The 17,122-nt window shown below is 70.6% G+C and carries 17 protein-coding genes; 10 read left to right on the top strand and 7 right to left on the bottom strand.

What is annotated here, in order from left to right; all coding sequences use genetic code 11:
• Positions 1 to 35: 35 nt before the first annotated feature.
• Complete coding sequence (locus ABD127_RS13350) at positions 36 to 233, bottom strand: hypothetical protein (protein ID WP_344202390.1); 198 nt, start codon at positions 231 to 233, stop codon at positions 36 to 38.
• 398 nt (positions 234 to 631) lie between these two features.
• On the opposite strand from ABD127_RS13350, the gene ABD127_RS13345 reads away from it, so the two are divergent.
• A complete protein-coding gene (locus tag ABD127_RS13345; protein ID WP_344202388.1) occupies positions 632 to 829 on the top strand; it encodes a hypothetical protein in 198 nt (65 codons plus the stop codon).
• A 191-nt stretch (positions 830 to 1,020) separates the two neighbouring features.
• A complete protein-coding gene (locus ABD127_RS13340) occupies positions 1,021 to 2,469 on the top strand; it encodes an MFS transporter (RefSeq protein WP_344202386.1) in 1,449 nt (482 codons plus the stop codon).
• Between the two features lie 21 nt (positions 2,470 to 2,490).
• Here ABD127_RS13340 and ABD127_RS13335 read toward each other — a convergent pair whose 3' ends face one another.
• The gene (locus tag ABD127_RS13335) at positions 2,491 to 3,495 is read right to left on the bottom strand and encodes an S-layer homology domain-containing protein (RefSeq protein WP_344202384.1); all 1,005 of its coding nucleotides are present in this window, start codon (positions 3,493 to 3,495) and stop codon (positions 2,491 to 2,493) included.
• A 266-nt stretch (positions 3,496 to 3,761) separates the two neighbouring features.
• Between ABD127_RS13335 and ABD127_RS13330 the strand changes: the two genes are divergently transcribed.
• Entirely contained in the window at positions 3,762 to 4,478 is a 717-nt protein-coding gene (locus tag ABD127_RS13330) for an S-layer homology domain-containing protein (RefSeq protein ID WP_344202382.1), read from the top strand.
• On the opposite strand, the gene ABD127_RS13325 is transcribed toward ABD127_RS13330, so the two are convergent.
• Both ABD127_RS13325 and ABD127_RS13320 read right to left on the bottom strand, forming a co-directional pair.
• Positions 4,459 to 5,199, bottom strand: coding sequence for an SGNH/GDSL hydrolase family protein (locus tag ABD127_RS13325; protein WP_344202380.1), 741 nt, complete (start codon positions 5,197 to 5,199; stop codon positions 4,459 to 4,461). The genes ABD127_RS13330 and ABD127_RS13325 overlap by 20 nt on opposite strands.
• A gap of 168 nt (positions 5,200 to 5,367) precedes the next feature.
• Complete coding sequence (locus ABD127_RS13320) at positions 5,368 to 6,792, bottom strand: hypothetical protein (protein WP_344202379.1); 1,425 nt, start codon at positions 6,790 to 6,792, stop codon at positions 5,368 to 5,370.
• 154 nt (positions 6,793 to 6,946) lie between these two features.
• On the opposite strand from ABD127_RS13320, the gene ABD127_RS13315 reads away from it, so the two are divergent.
• The 3 genes from ABD127_RS13315 to ABD127_RS13305 all read left to right on the top strand — a co-directional run bounded on the left by ABD127_RS13315 (position 6,947) and on the right by ABD127_RS13305 (position 9,560).
• Positions 6,947 to 7,936 carry an ATP-binding cassette domain-containing protein gene (locus ABD127_RS13315; RefSeq protein WP_344202378.1) on the top strand — a complete coding sequence of 330 codons (990 nt, stop codon included), beginning with the start codon at positions 6,947 to 6,949 and terminating at the stop codon, positions 7,934 to 7,936.
• Positions 7,933 to 8,778 (top strand): ABC transporter permease, encoded by an 846-nt coding sequence (locus ABD127_RS13310; RefSeq protein ID WP_344202377.1) that lies wholly within the window; start codon positions 7,933 to 7,935, stop codon positions 8,776 to 8,778. Before ABD127_RS13315 ends, ABD127_RS13310 begins: the two co-directional genes overlap by 4 nt.
• 140 nt (positions 8,779 to 8,918) lie before the next feature.
• On the top strand, positions 8,919 to 9,560 hold the full coding sequence (locus ABD127_RS13305) for a histidine phosphatase family protein (RefSeq protein WP_344202375.1): 642 nt from the start codon (positions 8,919 to 8,921) through the stop codon (positions 9,558 to 9,560).
• On the opposite strand, the gene ABD127_RS13300 is transcribed toward ABD127_RS13305, so the two are convergent.
• Positions 9,547 to 10,122, bottom strand: coding sequence for a Uma2 family endonuclease (locus ABD127_RS13300; protein ID WP_344202373.1), 576 nt, complete (start codon positions 10,120 to 10,122; stop codon positions 9,547 to 9,549). The genes ABD127_RS13305 and ABD127_RS13300 overlap by 14 nt on opposite strands.
• A gap of 153 nt (positions 10,123 to 10,275) precedes the next feature.
• Between ABD127_RS13300 and ABD127_RS13295 the strand changes: the two genes are divergently transcribed.
• Together ABD127_RS13295 and ABD127_RS13290 are read left to right on the top strand one after the other, a co-directional pair.
• Positions 10,276 to 11,091, top strand: a complete 816-nt coding sequence (locus ABD127_RS13295) for an SDR family NAD(P)-dependent oxidoreductase (protein WP_344202372.1) — start codon at positions 10,276 to 10,278, stop codon at positions 11,089 to 11,091.
• 1 nt (position 11,092) lies between these two features.
• Positions 11,093 to 11,851, top strand: a complete 759-nt coding sequence (locus tag ABD127_RS13290; RefSeq protein ID WP_344202370.1) for an SDR family oxidoreductase — start codon at positions 11,093 to 11,095, stop codon at positions 11,849 to 11,851.
• A gap of 105 nt (positions 11,852 to 11,956) precedes the next feature.
• Here the strand turns inward: ABD127_RS13290 and ABD127_RS13285 are convergent, their stop codons facing one another.
• Positions 11,957 to 12,847, bottom strand: coding sequence for an NAD-dependent epimerase/dehydratase family protein (locus ABD127_RS13285; RefSeq protein WP_344202368.1), 891 nt, complete (start codon positions 12,845 to 12,847; stop codon positions 11,957 to 11,959).
• A gap of 118 nt (positions 12,848 to 12,965) precedes the next feature.
• On the opposite strand from ABD127_RS13285, the gene ABD127_RS13280 reads away from it, so the two are divergent.
• Complete coding sequence (locus ABD127_RS13280) at positions 12,966 to 13,652, top strand: TetR/AcrR family transcriptional regulator (protein WP_344202366.1); 687 nt, start codon at positions 12,966 to 12,968, stop codon at positions 13,650 to 13,652.
• A gap of 185 nt (positions 13,653 to 13,837) precedes the next feature.
• Here ABD127_RS13280 and ABD127_RS13275 read toward each other — a convergent pair whose 3' ends face one another.
• Positions 13,838 to 15,076 carry a GAF domain-containing protein gene (locus ABD127_RS13275; protein ID WP_344202364.1) on the bottom strand — a complete coding sequence of 413 codons (1,239 nt, stop codon included), beginning with the start codon at positions 15,074 to 15,076 and terminating at the stop codon, positions 13,838 to 13,840.
• A 112-nt stretch (positions 15,077 to 15,188) separates the two neighbouring features.
• Between ABD127_RS13275 and ABD127_RS13270 the strand changes: the two genes are divergently transcribed.
• Entirely contained in the window at positions 15,189 to 17,006 is a 1,818-nt protein-coding gene (locus ABD127_RS13270) for a flavin-containing monooxygenase (RefSeq protein ID WP_344202362.1), read from the top strand.
• The last annotated feature ends 116 nt before the right edge of the window (positions 17,007 to 17,122 follow it).

Below are 17,122 nucleotides of genomic sequence, written 5' to 3'. Positions count from 1 at the left end.
GGTTGGGGCAGCGGCAACCTGACAGGACGCGTCAGCTACCTGGCGCCGGCCGCGCGATGAACCGTGACGCGACGCTGCCACGCGCCTGACTTGAGCTCTTCGATCACGTAATCGTCGGCGAGAGCAGACTCTTCGGCCTTGATTTCCATTGCTCGACGCGTCGCCTCGAGCAGGTTGCGGGACGCGCCTTGCGCAAGGACGTCGTCGTCGCGCTTGATCCGGTACTGGGGCACACGTCAATCCTATGGATCTCTCGCGTTCTCGAGGCGAGAATCGGAAACGTGTGACCGCCCCCACGAGGGCGCGTCGGCGGAGAGCTGAGCTGACCCGCGCGACGGCCTGGATCAGGGCGTGCTCGAACCCGGCACGTCCTCCCCGATCGTGACGACGTTCTCCTCGTCGTCACGTCTCCCTCCCTTCGCCCCGCTCAGCTGTAGTGCAGCTCGCGGTGCGGGCAGGCGCCCTTGTACTTCAGGTGGCAGCGCAGTCGCCGCCAGGTCTTCCTCATGCCTTTCAGGCTAGGCAGCGAAGGTGTCACGGAGGTGACGTCTCGCTCCAGCCGTGCGTGACCTGCGCGACGTTCGTGCGTTTGCGTTCGCTCGTGACTCCTGGATGGCATAGCGTCTCGCGGATGCGAGTGTGGATCCTGCGGGGCGTGCTGGTGGTCGTGCTGACCGTCCTGCTCGTTTACGCCGTGGCAGGAAGTTCGCGCATCAGCGGCTCGGTCGTCTTCACGATCGTCGAGAACCAGCACGGGGTGCATCAGGGCGACATCGTCGCGTTCGTCATGTGGTGCATCGGTCTGGGCGTCGTGCTCCGCGTGAAGTGACGGTCGGAGGCTTCGAGGCTCGTCGCAGGCTCCTCGCACCTCAGCCGGCGGGGTGGCGGTTGTCGCGGGCTCCTCGCACCTCCACCGGCCCGAGTGAGCGAGCCCACACCCGGGCCGGGAATGATAGTTGCGGTCAGAGACTTCTTGTTGAAGACCGAGTCCGAGCCCACGACAGACAGGCGCCCCGCACCGTGAAGACCGCGAACCGCACCCCGTACCAGCTCACGTTCGGGATCCTGTCGGTCGCCGTCGCCTCGTTCGCGCTGATGCAGTCGATGACCGTCCCGGTCCTCTCGACGATCGAGACCGAGTTCAAGACCGACCAGGCCACGGTCACGTGGGTGCTCACGGCCTACCTGCTGTCGGCCTCAGTGTTCACCCCGATCATCGGCCGCCTCGGCGACACCTACGGCAAGCACCGCATGCTCGTGATCTCGATGGTGTTCCTGTCGCTCGGCTCCCTCACCGCCGCACTCGCCCCCACGATCGGCATCCTCATCGCCGGTCGCGTCCTCACCGGCGTCGGCGGCGGCGTGCTGCCGATCGCGTTCGGCATCATCCGCGACGAGCTCCCGTCGCACCGCGTCGCCGGTGCTGCCGGGTTCGTCTCGTCGCTGATGGCCGTCGGCTTCGGTGCCGGGATCGTCATCGCCGGACCCATCGCCGAGGGCCTCGGGTTCCGCTGGCTGTTCTGGATCCCCTTCATCGTGACCGTCGCGGCCGCGATCGCCGCCTGGCTGTTCGTGCCCGAGTCACCCGTGCGCACCCCCGGACGCGTGCCGATGCTGCCCGCCGTGCTGATGGCCAGCTGGCTCGTCGCTCTGCTGCTCGGTCTGAGCCAGGCACCCAAGTGGGGCTGGACCTCGCCAGAGATCCTCGGCCTCATCACCGCCGCGGCGATCCTGCTGGTCGTCTGGGTCTGGGTCGAGAACCACGAGACGGTCCCGCTCATCGACATGCGCATGATGCGGCTCAAGGGTGTGTGGACCGCCAACCTCGTGGCCCTGCTCGTCGGCTTCTGCATGTATGCGATGTTCGGCTTCCTGCCGCAGTTCCTGCAGACTCCGGAGTCCGCAGGGTACGGCTTCGGAGCCAGCACCGCCGAGTCCGGCTACCTGATCCTGCCCAACGCGATCGCTTCGTTCATCTGCGGCATCGCGGCCGCACCGATCACCCAGCGCGTGGGTGCCAAGGCCGTCGTGGTCGTGGGCGGCATCGTCGGATCGGCGGGCCTCGGCGCCATGGTGTTCGCGCACGACCAGCACTGGCAGATCCTCGTGATCAACGGCGTCGTCGGCTTCGGCATCGGCTTCGTGTTCTCAAGCCTGGCCCCGCTGATCCTCGCCGCGGTCCCGGCCCACCAGAGCGGCGCCGCCAGCGGCATGAACGCCAACATTCGCACGATCGGTGGTTCCATCGGGACCGCCGTCATGTCGACCATCGTCACGAGCCACGCCGGCTCGACCGGCTTCCCCGAGGAGTCCGGCTACCTGACGGGCTTCGCGATGCTGGCGGTCGTCATGCTGGTCGCCGGGCTCGCGGGGCTGCTGATTCCAGCCGCGCGCCGCCGGGTCGACATCGAGACCGAGGAGCTCGAGGCCCGCTCGGCCGCGGAGCGACGGGTCCCCGTCACCGCGTGAGGTGACGGGGACCCGTCCCCGTCACCCCTCGATGATGACCGTGTTGTCGCCGAAGAACCCGTTCTCGTAGCGGTAGAGGAACGCGGCCATCTGCTCACGCAGGACGGCCTGACCGCCGCGGAACACCACGCTGTTGCCCTCGGCGTATCCCGTCGTGATTCCCTGCGACGCGAGCCACTCGATCTGGCGGTAGAACGTGGCCGTCGGCGGAACGTCGAGGAACGACTGGCCCTCGGGGGCGAACTCGGCCCCGTCGTAGCGGTAGAGGAACGCGGCGGTCTGCTCGCGCAGGACCGGCTGGTTGCCGCGGAAGCTCTTCTTTCCGCCCGGCTCGTCGTAGCCGGTCGTGATGCCGCGGCTGTTGAGCCAGGTGATCTCCTTGTAGAACGTCGCCGTCGTGGGCACGTCGATGAACGGCGAGGTGGCCGGCGCCGTGTAGTCGAACGACTCCTGGCTCTGCGCGAAGCGGTAGAGGAACGCCGCCATCTGCTCGCGCAGGACCGGCTGCGACGGCGAGAAGAAGCGCGTGCTGTTCGGGCCGAGGTAACCGGTCGTGATTCCCTTCGAGCTGAGCCACGCGATCTGGTAGCGGAACGTGTTCGCTCCGGTGTCGGTGAACGGGTAGGCCGGGGCGTTGTCGTCGATCGCCGTCGCGCGCAGGGTGGCCGCGCCGGAGATCTGCTCGGAGCGCACGGCGGACACCGAGATGTCGAGCGACTCTCCGGGGTTCACGTTCGTGATCGTGAACGTGCGGTTGCTGACCGGCGTGAAGCCGATCGGCTTGCCGATGCCGTTCTCGCCGATCGCCATGATCAGGTACTCCGACACGTCCGGAGACGGAGAGGCGTCCCAGGTGATCTTGAGCGTGCCGACCGCGGGCGGTGTCGAAAGGTCGACGCGCACGTTGGACGGAGCCGCGGGCGCGTCGGCGGCGGAGGCGGCGGTGGTGACCGCAGGGGCGAGGGTGAGCGCGAGACCCGCGATCACTGCTCCTGCAAGACGTCGGCGGACGGACCAGGCTGACATGACAGCTCCTTGCTGAGAGGGACCCGCGGATCGGGGGTTCCGCAGGTGGGCGACCCGAAGGAGCCCGAGCGTCAGTATCTGTCCTCAGCGTCGGCGCCACCGGGCAAATCCGTAGTCATTCCGGACCCCGCCGAGTGGTCCCCCCGGAGCCCTCCGAAGCGGGTTTTCCCTCGACCTTCCGTCCCGGGTCGTAAACCCGGGACGCTGCGGCGGATCGGTCTTAGCGTGATGCTGGCCGACCCGGCTCCGTGAAACGAGGACCTGCCATGAACCACCGCACCGCACCACGTCGCACTGTCCGCCGGCTCGCGGCCCTGCTGCTCGCCGTCGGCATGCTGAGCTCGGTCGTCGCCGGCCCCAGCTCGGCCGAGATCATCGCGCCGGACGGCCCGCCGTTCACCGACGTGCCGTACTCGCACACGTTCTCCACCGAGATCAACTGGATGCTCTACCAGGGCATCTCGACGGGCTACGTGGCGCCCGACGGCTCGCGCTACTTCAGCCCGAGCGCCCCCGTCCTGCGCGAGCAGGCGGCCGCCTTCCTCTACCGCTACCAGTGGGGCAACGACGGCGACCAGTTCCCCGGGCCGAGCGGGTTCACCGACGTCGCGGACAACCACCGCTTCAAGCAGCACATCCAGTGGATGGCCGCCGAGGGGATCACGAAGGGCTACGCCAACGGCAACGGCACGGTGTCGTTCCACCCGAGCGACCCGGTGCTGCGCGAGCAGATGGCGGCGTTCCTCTACCGCTTCCACACCGGCCCGGTGCTCGTGGCGCCGTCGGTCTCACCGTTCACCGACGTCCCGGTCACGCACACGTTCTACAAGGAGATCTACTGGGCGTACTCGGTCGGCATCACGAAGGGCTACGACAACGGCAACGGCACGCTGTCGTTCCGTCCGTCGCAGCCGGTGCTGAGGGAGCAGATCTCGGCGTTCCTCTACCGGTACGACGACATGTTCAACCCCGAGATCGACTGACGCGGGCGCGGCGTCGTGCGACCAGGCCGAGCAGGCTCGACATGACGCCGCGCGGGGGGCGCACGATCGCGTCGTGCAGGAGCTTGCGGCGCGAGGCGCGCAGGAACTCCGCGCTGGGGCGCGCCGTGACGGGCGCGTGGGGCACGCCGAGCCGCTCGGCGACCACGCCCGCGAGGCGTGCGCTGCCGACGGTCGTGGGGTGGATGCGGTCGCCGTAGAGCTCGACCGGGGTGCGCAGGCGGGGTGCCGGCACGAACACCGCTCCCCGCAGGTCGGCGACCGCCGCGATGATCGCGTTCGCGGTCCGCACGCGGCGAGCCCGTCCGAACCCGTAGGCGAGGGGCACCGGGAGTCGCAGGAGGTTGGGGGCCAGGCCGAGCAGCACCACCTGGTCGGCCCGGACCGCGAGCCGGCCCGCGAGATCCTCGACGTGCGACCTGAACCGGGCCGGGTCCCACGTCTTCGGGCTGATGCAGTCGTTGGTCCCGGCGCACGCGAGCGCGACGTCGAAGCGCCCCTCGGTCGGTACCAGCTCGACGATCTCCGCGGTGCGGGCACCGGAGACGGCGAACGTCCGGAGGTCCCAGCCGGCATCCGCGGCCACGCGCTCGGCCCAGGTCAGCTCCGCCACGGCAGGATCGACCACGGCACCGGCGAGCAGCGTGACGCTGTCTCCGACCGCGATCGCCTGCGGGCGCTGGGCGGGGGGATCGGCGGTCACGCCCGCAGCGTATCGGCGCGAACCAGCGGTGCGGGTGTGCCCTTCGAGGCTCGTTCCTCGCACCTCAGGGCGCGGACCGTGACCGCCCCCTGAGGTGCGGTCACCTGTTCCGCCCCCTGAGGTGTGACGAGGAACGAGGAGCCTCGAAGGGGGCTCGCCCGCCCCGACCTAGCTCCGCAGGGCGCCGACGCCCAGCACCGCGGCGAGGCCGAGGGCGCTGCGCGGGTGGTACGCCGCGGTCCAGAGTCCGCCGTGCGCCGCGCCGCGGTGCTCGTCCTGCCACGGCTCGTCGGAAGCGGGGAGGTCGGCGCGCAGGTCGTGCACCAGGAGCGCGGCCATCAGGACGTTCGACGTCGCGGGATCGAAGACCTCGACCCCGAACCGGTGGGCTCCCGCGTACGCGGCGGCGAGCGCCTTGTTCTTGACGACCGACCGCGTCCGGGTGGCGGGAGCGACGTTGAGCGAGACGCGCGCACCCGCCGCGATCGCGTCGGTAGCCCGCCAGCGCTGGAGCCGCTTGGCGAGCGCGTAGTTCGGGCCCTGCTGCGGCACGAGCGCGTCGCACGTCCCGATCTCGGCCCCCGGCGCGTAGTGGCGCTGCAGCAGACGGCCACCGCTGACCACGCGCAACGGCGTGCGGGCCGCGGACGTGACCGATCGGCGCCGGTACTTCGCCTCGGCCTGGCGGATCTCCTCCTCGGTCACGACGTAGACGTCGGTCGGGGTCGCGAGGAACGACAGCCCGGTGTCGGGCCGCTCCTTCAGCAGGTGGTCGGCGAGGGCGTCGGCGGCCATCGAGACCAGCACGTGCTTCGCGCCGTCGGCGTAGCAGTACGTGCCGAGCACGAGCCGGCCCGGCAGGTGGTCGAGCCACTCCGCGATCGCCGGCAGGTCGACCAGGAGGTCGGCGCCGGTGTCGGCCGAGGACTTCGTGACGATGCGAGCGGGCAGGTGCGTGCGGCCGGCGCCCTCGCGGGCCTGCTCGACGAGACGGTCCTGCAGGTCCTCGCGGGGCAGGTCGACCGCGACGGTCTCGGCGCCCCAGCGCTGCAGGGCCCGCAGCGGGCCCATCTCGGCGCCCGCACCCAGGACCACGACGGTGTCGCCCTCGAGCCGCAGCCACTCCGGGTTCGCCATGACGTTGCGGACGGCCTCGACGCACGACGCGGTGATGATGCCGCGGTCGCGCCACTCGTCGAGCTGCGTCTCGAGCGCCGCGCCGCGCAGGCGCTCACCGCGGTACGGGACCGACAGCTCCGTCTCGGGCTCGCCCTCGCCCTGGACCGTCGTGGTCTTGAGCATCTGGGCGAGGGGGGCGGAGTCGATCGCGGCCGTCAGCGGACCGTCGCCGAACCGCATCTGCTCCTGCGCCGACTGCAGGCCGTCGTGAGCGATCCGACGCGCTGCGGCGGCGTCGCCGATGCCGGCCTCGACCGCACGCAGGTAGTGCGCCAGGTAGTGACGGCGCCAGTTCGTCTCCTGCTCGACCGCCCGCGCGCCGACGGGGTCGGCCTTGCGCAGCGCGTCGGCCAGGACGTCGCGTGCGGTGGACGTCGTGCTCTCGGTGGGGAACCGCAGACCTGCATCGCTCATGAAGACTCCTCCTGCGCCCACCGTAGGGACGCCCGTTGCTACTCGGAAGTCGAACTCCGAGTGACCGAGTCGGGGGGCGTGATGACCCGACCGTTCTTGCGAAATCCGCTGTCAGGGGTGGGATTTCGTCCCAACCCTGTGAAACTCTGCAGGCATGAGTGATCTCGCGATCGAAACCACCGGCCTGGTCAAGGTGTTCGGTGAGCACCGCGCGGTCGACGGTGTCGACCTCCAGGTGGCGTCCGGTGGTGTCTACGGCGTGCTGGGACCCAACGGCGCCGGCAAGACCACGACGATCCGCATGCTCGCCACGCTGCTCAAGCCCGACGGGGGTTCCGCCCGGGTGCTCGGCCACGACGTCGTCACGGAGGCGGCGGCCGTGCGGTCCCGGGTCGCCATGACGGGGCAGTTCGCCTCGCTCGACGAGGACCTCACGGGGCTCGAGAACCTCGTGATGCTGGCCAAGCTCTACGGCTACCGCGGCGGCGCCGCGCGCGACCGTGCCGACCAGCTGCTCGACGCCTTCGACCTCACCGAGGCCGGCACGAAGCAGGTCAAGAGCTACTCCGGCGGCATGCGGCGCCGCATCGACATCGCCGGCAGCATCGTGGTCCGCCCCGACCTCATGTTCCTCGACGAGCCCACCACGGGGCTCGACCCCCGCAGCCGCAACCAGGTCTGGGACATCGTCCGGGCCCTGGTCGGCGCGGGCACCACGGTCCTGCTCACGACCCAGTACCTCGACGAGGCCGACCAGCTCGCCGACCGCATCGCGGTCATCGACCGCGGCCGGGTGATCGCCGAGGGCACCACGGGCGAGCTCAAGGCCTCGGTCGGCACGGGCGCCCTGCGGGTCCGGGTCGCCGATCCGGCCGACCGCGAACGCGCGGCCTCGCTGCTCGCCGAGACGCTCGGCGGCGAGCCGGTCCTCGAGAAGGACCCGTACGCGCTCAGCCTGAACGTCGGCAGTCCGGGCGACGTCCCGGCCGCGCTGGTGCGCGTCCGCGAGCACGGTGTCGACATCAGCGAGTTCTCGCTCGGCCAGCCGAGCCTCGACGAGGTCTTCCTCGCCCTCACCGGCGAGCACGTGGCCGACGTCGAGACCGCCGCTCTGCCTCACGAGAAGGGGGAGGTGACGGCATGACCACGACGCCCGGCACCGCCAGCAGCACCGCCACGATGGACGCCAAGGTCCGCGAGGCGGTGGGCAGCGCCGACCGACCCGACCCGGTCGGCCCGCTCACGTCGTCGCTGATCTTCACGCACCGCGCGCTGCTCAAGATCAAGCACGTCCCCGAGCAGCTCTTCGACGTGACGATGTTCCCGATCCTGTTCACGTTGATGTTCACCTACATCTTCGGCGGCGCGATCGCGGGCTCCACGGGCCAGTACCTCGAGTACCTCGCGCCCGGCATCCTCGTGCAGACCGTCGTCATGATCACGATGTACACGGCCATGACGATCAACAACGACATCAAGAAGGGCGTCTTCGACCGCATCCGGTCGCTGCCCGTCTGGCGTCCGTCGCTCATGGTCGGTGCCCTGCTCGGCGACACGCTCCGGTACACGATGGCGTCGGTCGTGATCCTCGTGGTCACGATGCTGATCGGCTACCGCCCGCCCGGCGGCGTCATGGGCGTCGTCGCGGCGGTCGCGCTGCTGCTGCTGTTCTGCTTCAGCGTCAGCTGGATCTGGACCCTGCTCGGCATGAAGCTGCGCAGCCCCGAGTCGGTCATGGGCGTCTCGATGATGGTGCTGTTCCCGCTCACGTTCCTGTCGAACGTGTTCGTGCCGATCGACACGATGCCCGACTGGCTCCAGCCCGTGGTCGAGCACAACCCGGTCTCGATCCTGGTCGACGCGGTGCGCAGCCTCATGGTCGGCGACCCGCACGGCGGCTCGATCCTGCAGGTGCTGATCATCTCCGGCGTCCTCGTCGCGATCTTCGGCCCGCTCACGATGCGCGCCTACTCCCGCAAGACCTGACCGCGCGAAGGTTTCGAGGCTCACGCCGCAGGCGGCGTTCGCACCTCAACCACCGGTGGTTGAGGTGCGAGGGCGCCCAGCGCCCGAGCCTCGAAACCCTGGCCGGTTCACTCCGCGACGCCCCCCGATAGCCTCGGGCCGTGGGAGCCATTCATCTGATCCGGCACGGGCAGGCCTCGTGGGAGTCCGACGACTACGACCAGCTCTCCGAGCTCGGGTACCGGCAGGCGTCCTGGCTCGGCCAGTCGTGGGAGTCGTCGGGCTTCGAGCCGACCTGGTCGGTCGCGGGCTCGCTCAAGCGCCACGCGCAGACCGCGGTCGGGGTCATCGACGCGATCGACGGCGACCTCTACGACGTCGACGCCGGCTGGAACGAGTACGACCACCTCGCGCTGACGGGCGCGTCGTCGGCGTCCGACCGCCCGAGCGACCCGAAGGAGTTCCAGCGTCAGCTCGACGCCTCGCTCGAGGCGTGGGTGGCCGGCACCGGGTCGGCAGCGGGGCAGTCGTTCGCGGAGTTCCAGGGCCGCGTGCTCGGTGCGCTCGACGTGGCGGTCGAGAACGGTGGACCGGGTCAGCAGGTCGCGGTCTTCACCTCGGGCGGACCGATCGCCCTGGTCGCCTCGCACCTGCTCACGGGCGACGCGTCGCTGTTCATCACGCTGAACCGGGTCGTGGTGAACGCCTCCGTCACGACGCTGATGGTCGGCCGCGGCGGCACCCGCCTGCTGACGTTCAACGAGCACACCCACGTGCCGCGGGACGGCGTCAGCTTCCGCTAGTCCTCACGAGGTCGGCCGGCACCGCGGTGAACGCGACCGGCTCGTCGACCTCGAGCACCTCGTCCCCCGACGCCCGCGTGATCTCGCGGTAGCTGCCCTTCTCCAGCGCCCACGCCGTGATCGACGGAGCATCGGGGTCGACGACCCAGTAGTGCGCGCACCCGGCCCGCTCCAGCCGCTCCTTCTTGAGCAACAGGTCGATGCCGCGGGTCGACGGCGACAGCACCTCGACCGCCAGCAGCGGTGCGACGGGCAGGTCACGCTCGGTGAAGTCGATGACGCGGGCCACGACGAGGTCGGGCTGCATCACCGTGTCGTCGGTGAGCGCGACATCGAAGGGCGCGGGCAGCAGCTCGAGGTCGCTCGGGAGTGTGGCGTCGATCAGCACGCTGAGTCGGAAGGATGCCCGCTGGTGCACGCGGCGCGGTGCCGGGCTCACGATGAGGATCCCGTCGATGAGCTCGTAGCGGTGGCCGTCATCGGGCATCGCGTCCAGGTCGTCGCGCGTGAGCGACCGACCGCGCGGGAGTCCCGGTGAGGCCTCGGTGGGCATGGCCGTCATGGTAGGTCTCCTTCGTCGACATGGCCACGAGCCAACGCGTTGCGCGGCCCTCCCACCAGGACACCTGAACGAGCTGTGGACGGCAAGAGTCAGCGTGCGACCTGTGGACAGCGTCACGTGCCAGCGAACTCAGATACCGGTAGTATCTGAAACATGACGACCTTGACCCAGGGCACTCGCGTGCTCGTGACCGGCGCCTCCTCCGGCCTCGGCCTCGCCTTCGCCCAGCAGCTCGCCGACGCCGGCTGCCGCGTGCTCGCCACCGACGTCCACGCCGAGGCCCCGGCCGAGCTCGCGGACCTCGCCGACGTGACCTACCTCCAGCTCGACGTCACGCAGGACGCCCACTGGGACCGCGCCCACACCTGGGTCGTCGAGAACTTCGAGGGCCTCGACGTGCTCTTCAACAACGCCGGTGTCGCCGCCGGCGGCCGGATCGAGCTCTCCGAGATCGACCAGTGGCAGTGGATCATCGACATCAACGTGCTCGGCGTCGTGCGCGGCTGCAAGACATTCGTGCCGCTGTTCAAGGAGCAGGGCTCGGGCCACATCGTCAACACCGCCTCGGCCGCCGGCCTGGTGCACGCGCCGGCGATGAGCGAGTACAACGCGGTCAAGGCCGCGGTCGTGGCCCTGAGCGAGACGCTGCGCCACGAGCTCAACCCGTTCGACGTCAAGGTCAGCGTCGTCTGCCCGACCTTCTTCAAGACCAACCTGGGCGACTCGATGCGCGGCAAGGACGAGGCGGCGCTGCGCGCGGCGTCGAAGCTCATCAACAACTCGGGCCGCACGGCCGACGGCGTCGCTCGTGAGGTGCTGAAGCAGGTGCGCCGGGGCGCCTACCTGATCCTCCCGGACCGCGACGCGGTCATGGCGTATCACGCCAAGCGCGTCGCCCGGCCCGTCTACGATCGGATGATGTTCAAGGCAGCAGCGAAGCTGGCAGCCCGGACGAGCGGGAAGGTCTGACGTGCGCCGCACCATCCTGATCACCGGGGCGAGCTCCGGTCTGGGCGCCGAGATGGCACGGCAGTTCGCCGCGAAGGGCCACGACCTGGCGATCACCGCCCGCCGCACCGACCGGCTCGAGTCGCTGCGCGAGGAGATCCTCGCCGCCCATCCGGACGTGCGCGTCTCGGTGCACGCGCTCGACGTGACCGACCACGAGCAGGTGTTCACCGTCTTCGCGGAGGCCATCACCGAGCTCGGCGGCCTCGACCGTGTCATCGTCAACGCCGGCCTGGGCAAGGGTGGCCGCATCGGCACGGGCAAGTTCGAGGCCAACAAGCAGACCGCCGAGACGAACTTCATCGCGGCGCTCGCCCAGTGCGAGGCGGCGATGGAGCACTTCTACGAGCGCAAGGCCGGTCACCTGGTGCTGATCTCGAGCGTCTCGGCGCTGCGGGGCATGCCCGGCTCGATGACCTCGTACGCCGCCACCAAGGCCGCCGTCGCGCACGTGGCCGAGGGCATCCGCATGGACCTGGTCAACCGCAAGGGCCACGACATCGCGGTGTCGACGATCTACCCGGGCTACATCGCCTCGGAGATGAACGAGCAGGTCGAGCAGGAGCAGCGGCTCATGGTCGACACCGCCACGGGTGTGCGCTCGATGGTCAAGGCCATCGAGAAGGAGGTCGACGACGCGGCCGTGCCCACCTGGCCGTGGCTCCCGCTGGGCCAGGTGCTCAAGCACGCGCCCCGAGGCATCGCCCGCCGCCTCGTCTAACCTTCTGCGGTTTCCCACGAGACCGTCGGAATCCCGCGTCGAGCGCACGAAACTTCATGCGCTCGACGCGGGATTCGAGCGGTCTCGTGGGAAACCGCGCGGGGGTCAGGGGGTGATGGTGGCCTTGGCGACGACGTCGAGCGGGGTCGCGTCGATGCCGAGGGCGGTGCGGGTGACCGTGAAGTCCATCCGGACGGGCTCGGTGAACAGGTAGCCGGTCTGCGCGATCGTGCGGGTCTCGCGGTGAACCGTGCCGACCAGGCGCAGCAGGCCCAGGGGCACCGGGCTGATGCGGGGAACGTCGACCCCTCCGGCGACCGCGTACGCCGCGACGATCTCGCGCTGCGTGGCGTGGATCGCGGGGGCGATCACGATCGGCTCGCTCGGTCGGGCGCCAGCGGCGATCATCGTGGCGGCGAGGTCGGGCAGGTAGGTCCAGGAGTGGACCGCGTCGACGTCGCCGATGGGGCGCACGGTCTTCCCGGCAAGCACGGGCTCCCACATCCGCGGGCCCACGTGGGACTGCCCGACGCCGGGGCCGATGAAGTCGCCGGCGACCACGCTGACGGTCGTGGCCGGTGACGCGGCACGCTGTTCGAGCAACAGCTCGCGCACCTGCCCGAGCGGGCTGCGGGGTGCGATCCGGGTGGTCGCGCTGATCGGTGCGGAGGCGTCGAACGCGTACAGGCTCTCGGGGAAGACGACGGTCGTGCCGGTCGCGGCCGCGGCCTCGAGGACGGTGCGCTCGAGCGGCGGCAGCTCGCGCCTCCACGCGTCGTCGCGGTAGGCGGAGGCGTGGAGGCACAGGTACAGGACGTCGACGTCCGCGAGTGCTGCGCGCAGGGCGGCGCCGTCGGTGGCGTCGAGCGAGACGTTCGTGAGCCCGGCGGGTCCGCGACCCGACCGCGTGGCGACGGTGACGGTCTCGCCGGCGTCGGCGAGCTGGCGGGCGACGTGCGGGCCGATCTGACCGGCCCCGATGACGAGGTGCTTCATGGCTTCTCCTGGTAAGTGTGAGCAGTGCTCTCCCTCGAAGTGTGCACGGCTCCGGTCGAGAAAGCAAGAGCAGTGCTCACATTTGGCACGCAGGGTCTCGCACGTCTACCGTGTCGGGATGGAGACCCCACGCCAGCGCGCTCGTCGCCAGACGATGGACGACATCGTGCGGCTCGGGCGAGAGCAGCTCGCGACCGTCACTGCGGCCGAGCTGTCGCTGCGCGCCGTCGCGCGCGAGCTGGGCATCGTGTCGTCGGCGATCTACCGCTACGTCAAGGACCGCGACGAGCTCTTGACCCTGTTGATCGTCGACGCCTACGACGAGGTGGGCGCCGCGGTGGAGGACGCCGTCGCGGCTGCGTCCCGGCGCTCGCCCCGCGCCCGTGCGCTGGTGGCGTGCCAGGCGTTCCGCGCCTGGTCGCTGCGGGAGCCGTCCCGCTTCGCCCTCCTGTTCGGCACGCCGGTGCCCGGCTACGCCGCCCCGGCTGACCGCACCGTCGAGCCTGGCACCCGCGTCCCCGCCGTGCTGATGGCCCTGCTCGAGGAGGCGCACCAGACGGGGTCCGTGACGCCGCCTGCAGGTCCCGTCCCGCGCTCCGTGCGGCGTGACATGGACGCGATCGCCCAGGAGTACGGCCTCACGGCCCCCGCGGCGTCGCTCGCCCGCGGCCTCGGTCTGTGGTCGGCCTTGGTCGGAGCCGTCTCGTTCGAGATCTTCGACCAGTACGGCCCGGACACGTTCACGGACCCGGGCGCGTTCTTCGACCTCCACCTCGAGGCTCTCATCACCTCCGTCGGCTTCTGACGAGGGTTTCGAGGCTCAGGCGCCAGAGCGTCTTCGCACCTCAACCACCGGCGGCGGGCGAAGCCCCGCCCCTTGAGGTGCGAGGAACGAGCCTCGAAAGGGGCACCTCAACCACCGGCGGCGGGCGAAGCCCCGCCCCTCGAGGTGCGAGGAACGAGCGAGCCTCGAAGGGCGGACGGGGCACCTCAACCACTGGTGGTCGAGGTGCGCCAGCGGGTGACCACGGGGGCGCTGGAGCCGTCGAGGGCTGACGTCGGTCCCGTCGAGAGCGTCGCGGTGACGTCGTGCGCGAAGCGGTACGGGCGGTGCGCGATCACGGAGCCGAGCACCTTCCGCAGCCGCGAGACCTCGGCCCGGACCGTGACGGTCCGACTCGGGTCGCCGAACAGGTCGTCGGCCAGCTCCGCCGCCGACCGCCCGGCGGGGTGGAGCGCGAGCGCGAGCAGGATCTCCCCGTGGCGCGGCGACAGCTCGTGGCGCCAGGTGCCGCCGGCCGCCGTGAGCGTCGCGACGGGCACGCGGGCCGACAGGTCCAGGGCGAGCCGGGTCACCCCCGCGTCCGCGTCGGCCTGGACGCGAGCGAGCCAGCCTCCCGGGACGGGCTCGCACGTCACGAGACCCAGGCCGGCGACCCAGGCGTCACCACCGCCGAAGCCGCTCGGCAGCACGACGCGCTCGGGTGGCACGACCCCGGTGGCGGCGGCGACCAGACCGTCGGTCGTCACCGCGAGGGCGACCCCGTCGATGCGGGCGAGCAGGGGAGCGGCGATCGCCCGGAGCACCGCGAGCCGGTCGTGCGTCGCGGAGCGGATCTCGAGCTCGGCGATGCGAGCGGCCAGCGCCACCATCGAGAGCGTGCCGGCGTGCACGGTCTGGACGGGCCCGCTGAGGTCGACCACCCCGAGCATCCGGCCCGTCCCCGGGTCCCGCAGCGGCGCGGCGGCGCAGGTCCACGGCGCGTGGGTCTCGGCGTAGTGCTCGGCCGCGTGGATGTGCACCGGCGCCTCCGTCACGAGGCACGTGCCGACCGCGTTGGTGCCGACGTTGCCCTCGGTCCAGGCCGAACCGCCCACGAAGCCCAGGCGGTCGGCGTGGTGGAGCACCGCCGTGCGACCCTCGCGCCACAGCACCCGCCCCTCGACGTCGGCCACGACCAGCAGCTGGCCGGCCGCGTCGCACGCCGGCAGGAGGTGCTGGCGCAACGTCGGCATCAGCGGCGCGAGCCCGCTCGTCTCGCGACGCCGCAGGAGCTCGTCGGAGGGCAGGGGCGTGATCTCGGGCGCGCCGTCCGGGCTCATGCCGAGCTGGCGCACGCGTGACCACGACGCGCGGATGACCGAGCGCACCGGTCGCGTCGCGCGGCCGCCGTGCCCAGACCCGCCGAGCACCGCCTCGCGCGCGACGTGGGTCGACCGGGTGTCCATGCCGTCAGCGTGCGCCGGCCGCGGTTGCACGGGCGTTGCAACGTCGTGCAACTCTTTCGGGCTCGCCCCCCACCGGGGTGTGCTGTGGGTCACACCGGAAGGAGGGGTCGCCATGACCCAGACCATCGAGCGTGAGACCACCACGCAGGGCCCGCAGGAGCGGGTCGACCAGTGGCTCGCCGAGTTCGAGGCGGCGCTCGCCGCCAGGGACGTCGAGGCGGCCGCCGGGCTGTTCGCCGTCGACAGCTACTGGCGCGACCTCGTGTCGTTCACCTGGAACATCACGACGGTCGAGGGGCGTGACGGGGTCGCCGACCTGTTGCGCGCCCAGCTCGAGCAGGCCGACCCGCGCGGCTTCGCCACGACCGAGCCGCCGACCGAGGCCGACGGCGTGACCGAGGCCTGGATCGAGTTCCGCACCGCGACGGGCACGGCCAAGGGGCACCTGCGCCTGAAGGACGAGGGCGCGTGGACGCTGTTGACCTCGCTCCGGGAGCTCACCGGCTTCGAGGAGAGCCAGGGAACCAGCCGGCCCCAGGGCGTGAGCCACGAGCTGTCGAAGGGCCGCACGTCGTGGAAGGAGGAGCGCGAAGCGGAGGAAGCCGACCTGGGCTACGGGACCCAGCCGTACGTCGTGGTGATCGGTGGCGGCCAGGGCGGCATCGCGCTCGGTGCCCGGCTGCGCCAGCTCGGTGTGCCGACGCTGGTGCTCGACAAGCACGACCGCCCCGGCGACCAGTGGCGCTCGCGCTACAAGAGCCTCTGCCTGCACGACCCGGTCTGGTACGACCACCTGCCGTACCTGCCCTTCCCGGCGAACTGGCCGGTGTTCGCACCGAAGGACAAGGTCGGCGACTGGCTCGAGATGTACACCCGGGTCATGGAGGTGCCGTACTGGTCGCGCTCGACCGTGCGCTCGGCGACCTTCGACGAGGCCGCCGGCGTCTGGAGCGTCACGGTCGACCGCGACGGCGAGTCGGTCGAGCTGCGGCCGACCCAGCTCGTGTTCGCCACCGGCATGTCGGGCAAGGCGAACGTGCCGACCTTCGAGGGCCAGGACGTCTTCGTGGGGGAGCAGCAGCACTCGAGCCAGCACCCCGGACCGGAGGCGTACGCCGGCAAGAAGGTCGTCGTGATCGGGTCGAACAACTCGGCGTTCGACATCTGCGGCGCGCTTTGGGAGAACGACGCCGACGTCACGATGGTGCAGCGCTCGTCGACGCACATCGTGAAGTCCGCGTCGCTGATGGAGCACGGGCTCGGTGACCTCTACTCGGAGCGTGCTCTCGCGGCGGGCGTCACGACCGACAAGGCCGACATGATCTTCGCGTCGCTGCCGTACCGGATCATGCACGAGTTCCAGATCCCCGCCTACGAGAAGATGGCCGAGGTCGACGCCGAGTTCTACGAGCGGCTCGAGGCGGCCGGCTTCGACCACGACTGGGGCGACGACGGCTCGGGCCTGTTCATGAAGTACCTGCGCCGCGGCTCGGGGTACTACATCGACGTCGGCGCGGCCGAGCTCGTCGCCGACGGCAAGGTCAAGCTCGCGCACGGCCAGGTCGCTCGACTGACCGAGCACTCGGTCGTGCTCGAGGACGGCACCGAGCTCGAGGCCGATCTGGTCGTCTACGCCACGGGCTACGGCTCGATGAACGGCTGGGTCGCGGACCTGATCGACCAGGCGACCGCGGACCGGGTCGGCAAGGTCTGGGGCCTGGGGTCGGACACGACGAAGGACCCCGGTCCGTGGGAGGGCGAGCAGCGCAACATGTGGAAGCCCACCCAAGTACCGCAGCTGTGGTTCCACGGCGGCAACCTGCACCAGTCGCGGCACTACTCGCTGTACCTCGCGCTGCAGCTCAAGGCCCGGTACGAGGAGATCCCGACGCCGGTGTACCGCCTCCAGGAGGTCCACCACCTGGGTTAACCGCCACCCGCGCGCGGATTCCCACGAGACCGCTCGAATCCCGCATCGAGCGCACGAAACTTCATGCGCTCGATGCGGGATTCCTGGGTTAACCCAGGAAGTTTCCGACGGTATCG

The organism is Aeromicrobium alkaliterrae (genome assembly GCF_039529015.1).
GTDB classification, from domain to species: domain Bacteria; phylum Actinomycetota; class Actinomycetes; order Propionibacteriales; family Nocardioidaceae; genus Aeromicrobium; species Aeromicrobium alkaliterrae.
This window is presented reverse-complemented; position numbering and strand designations above follow the sequence as displayed.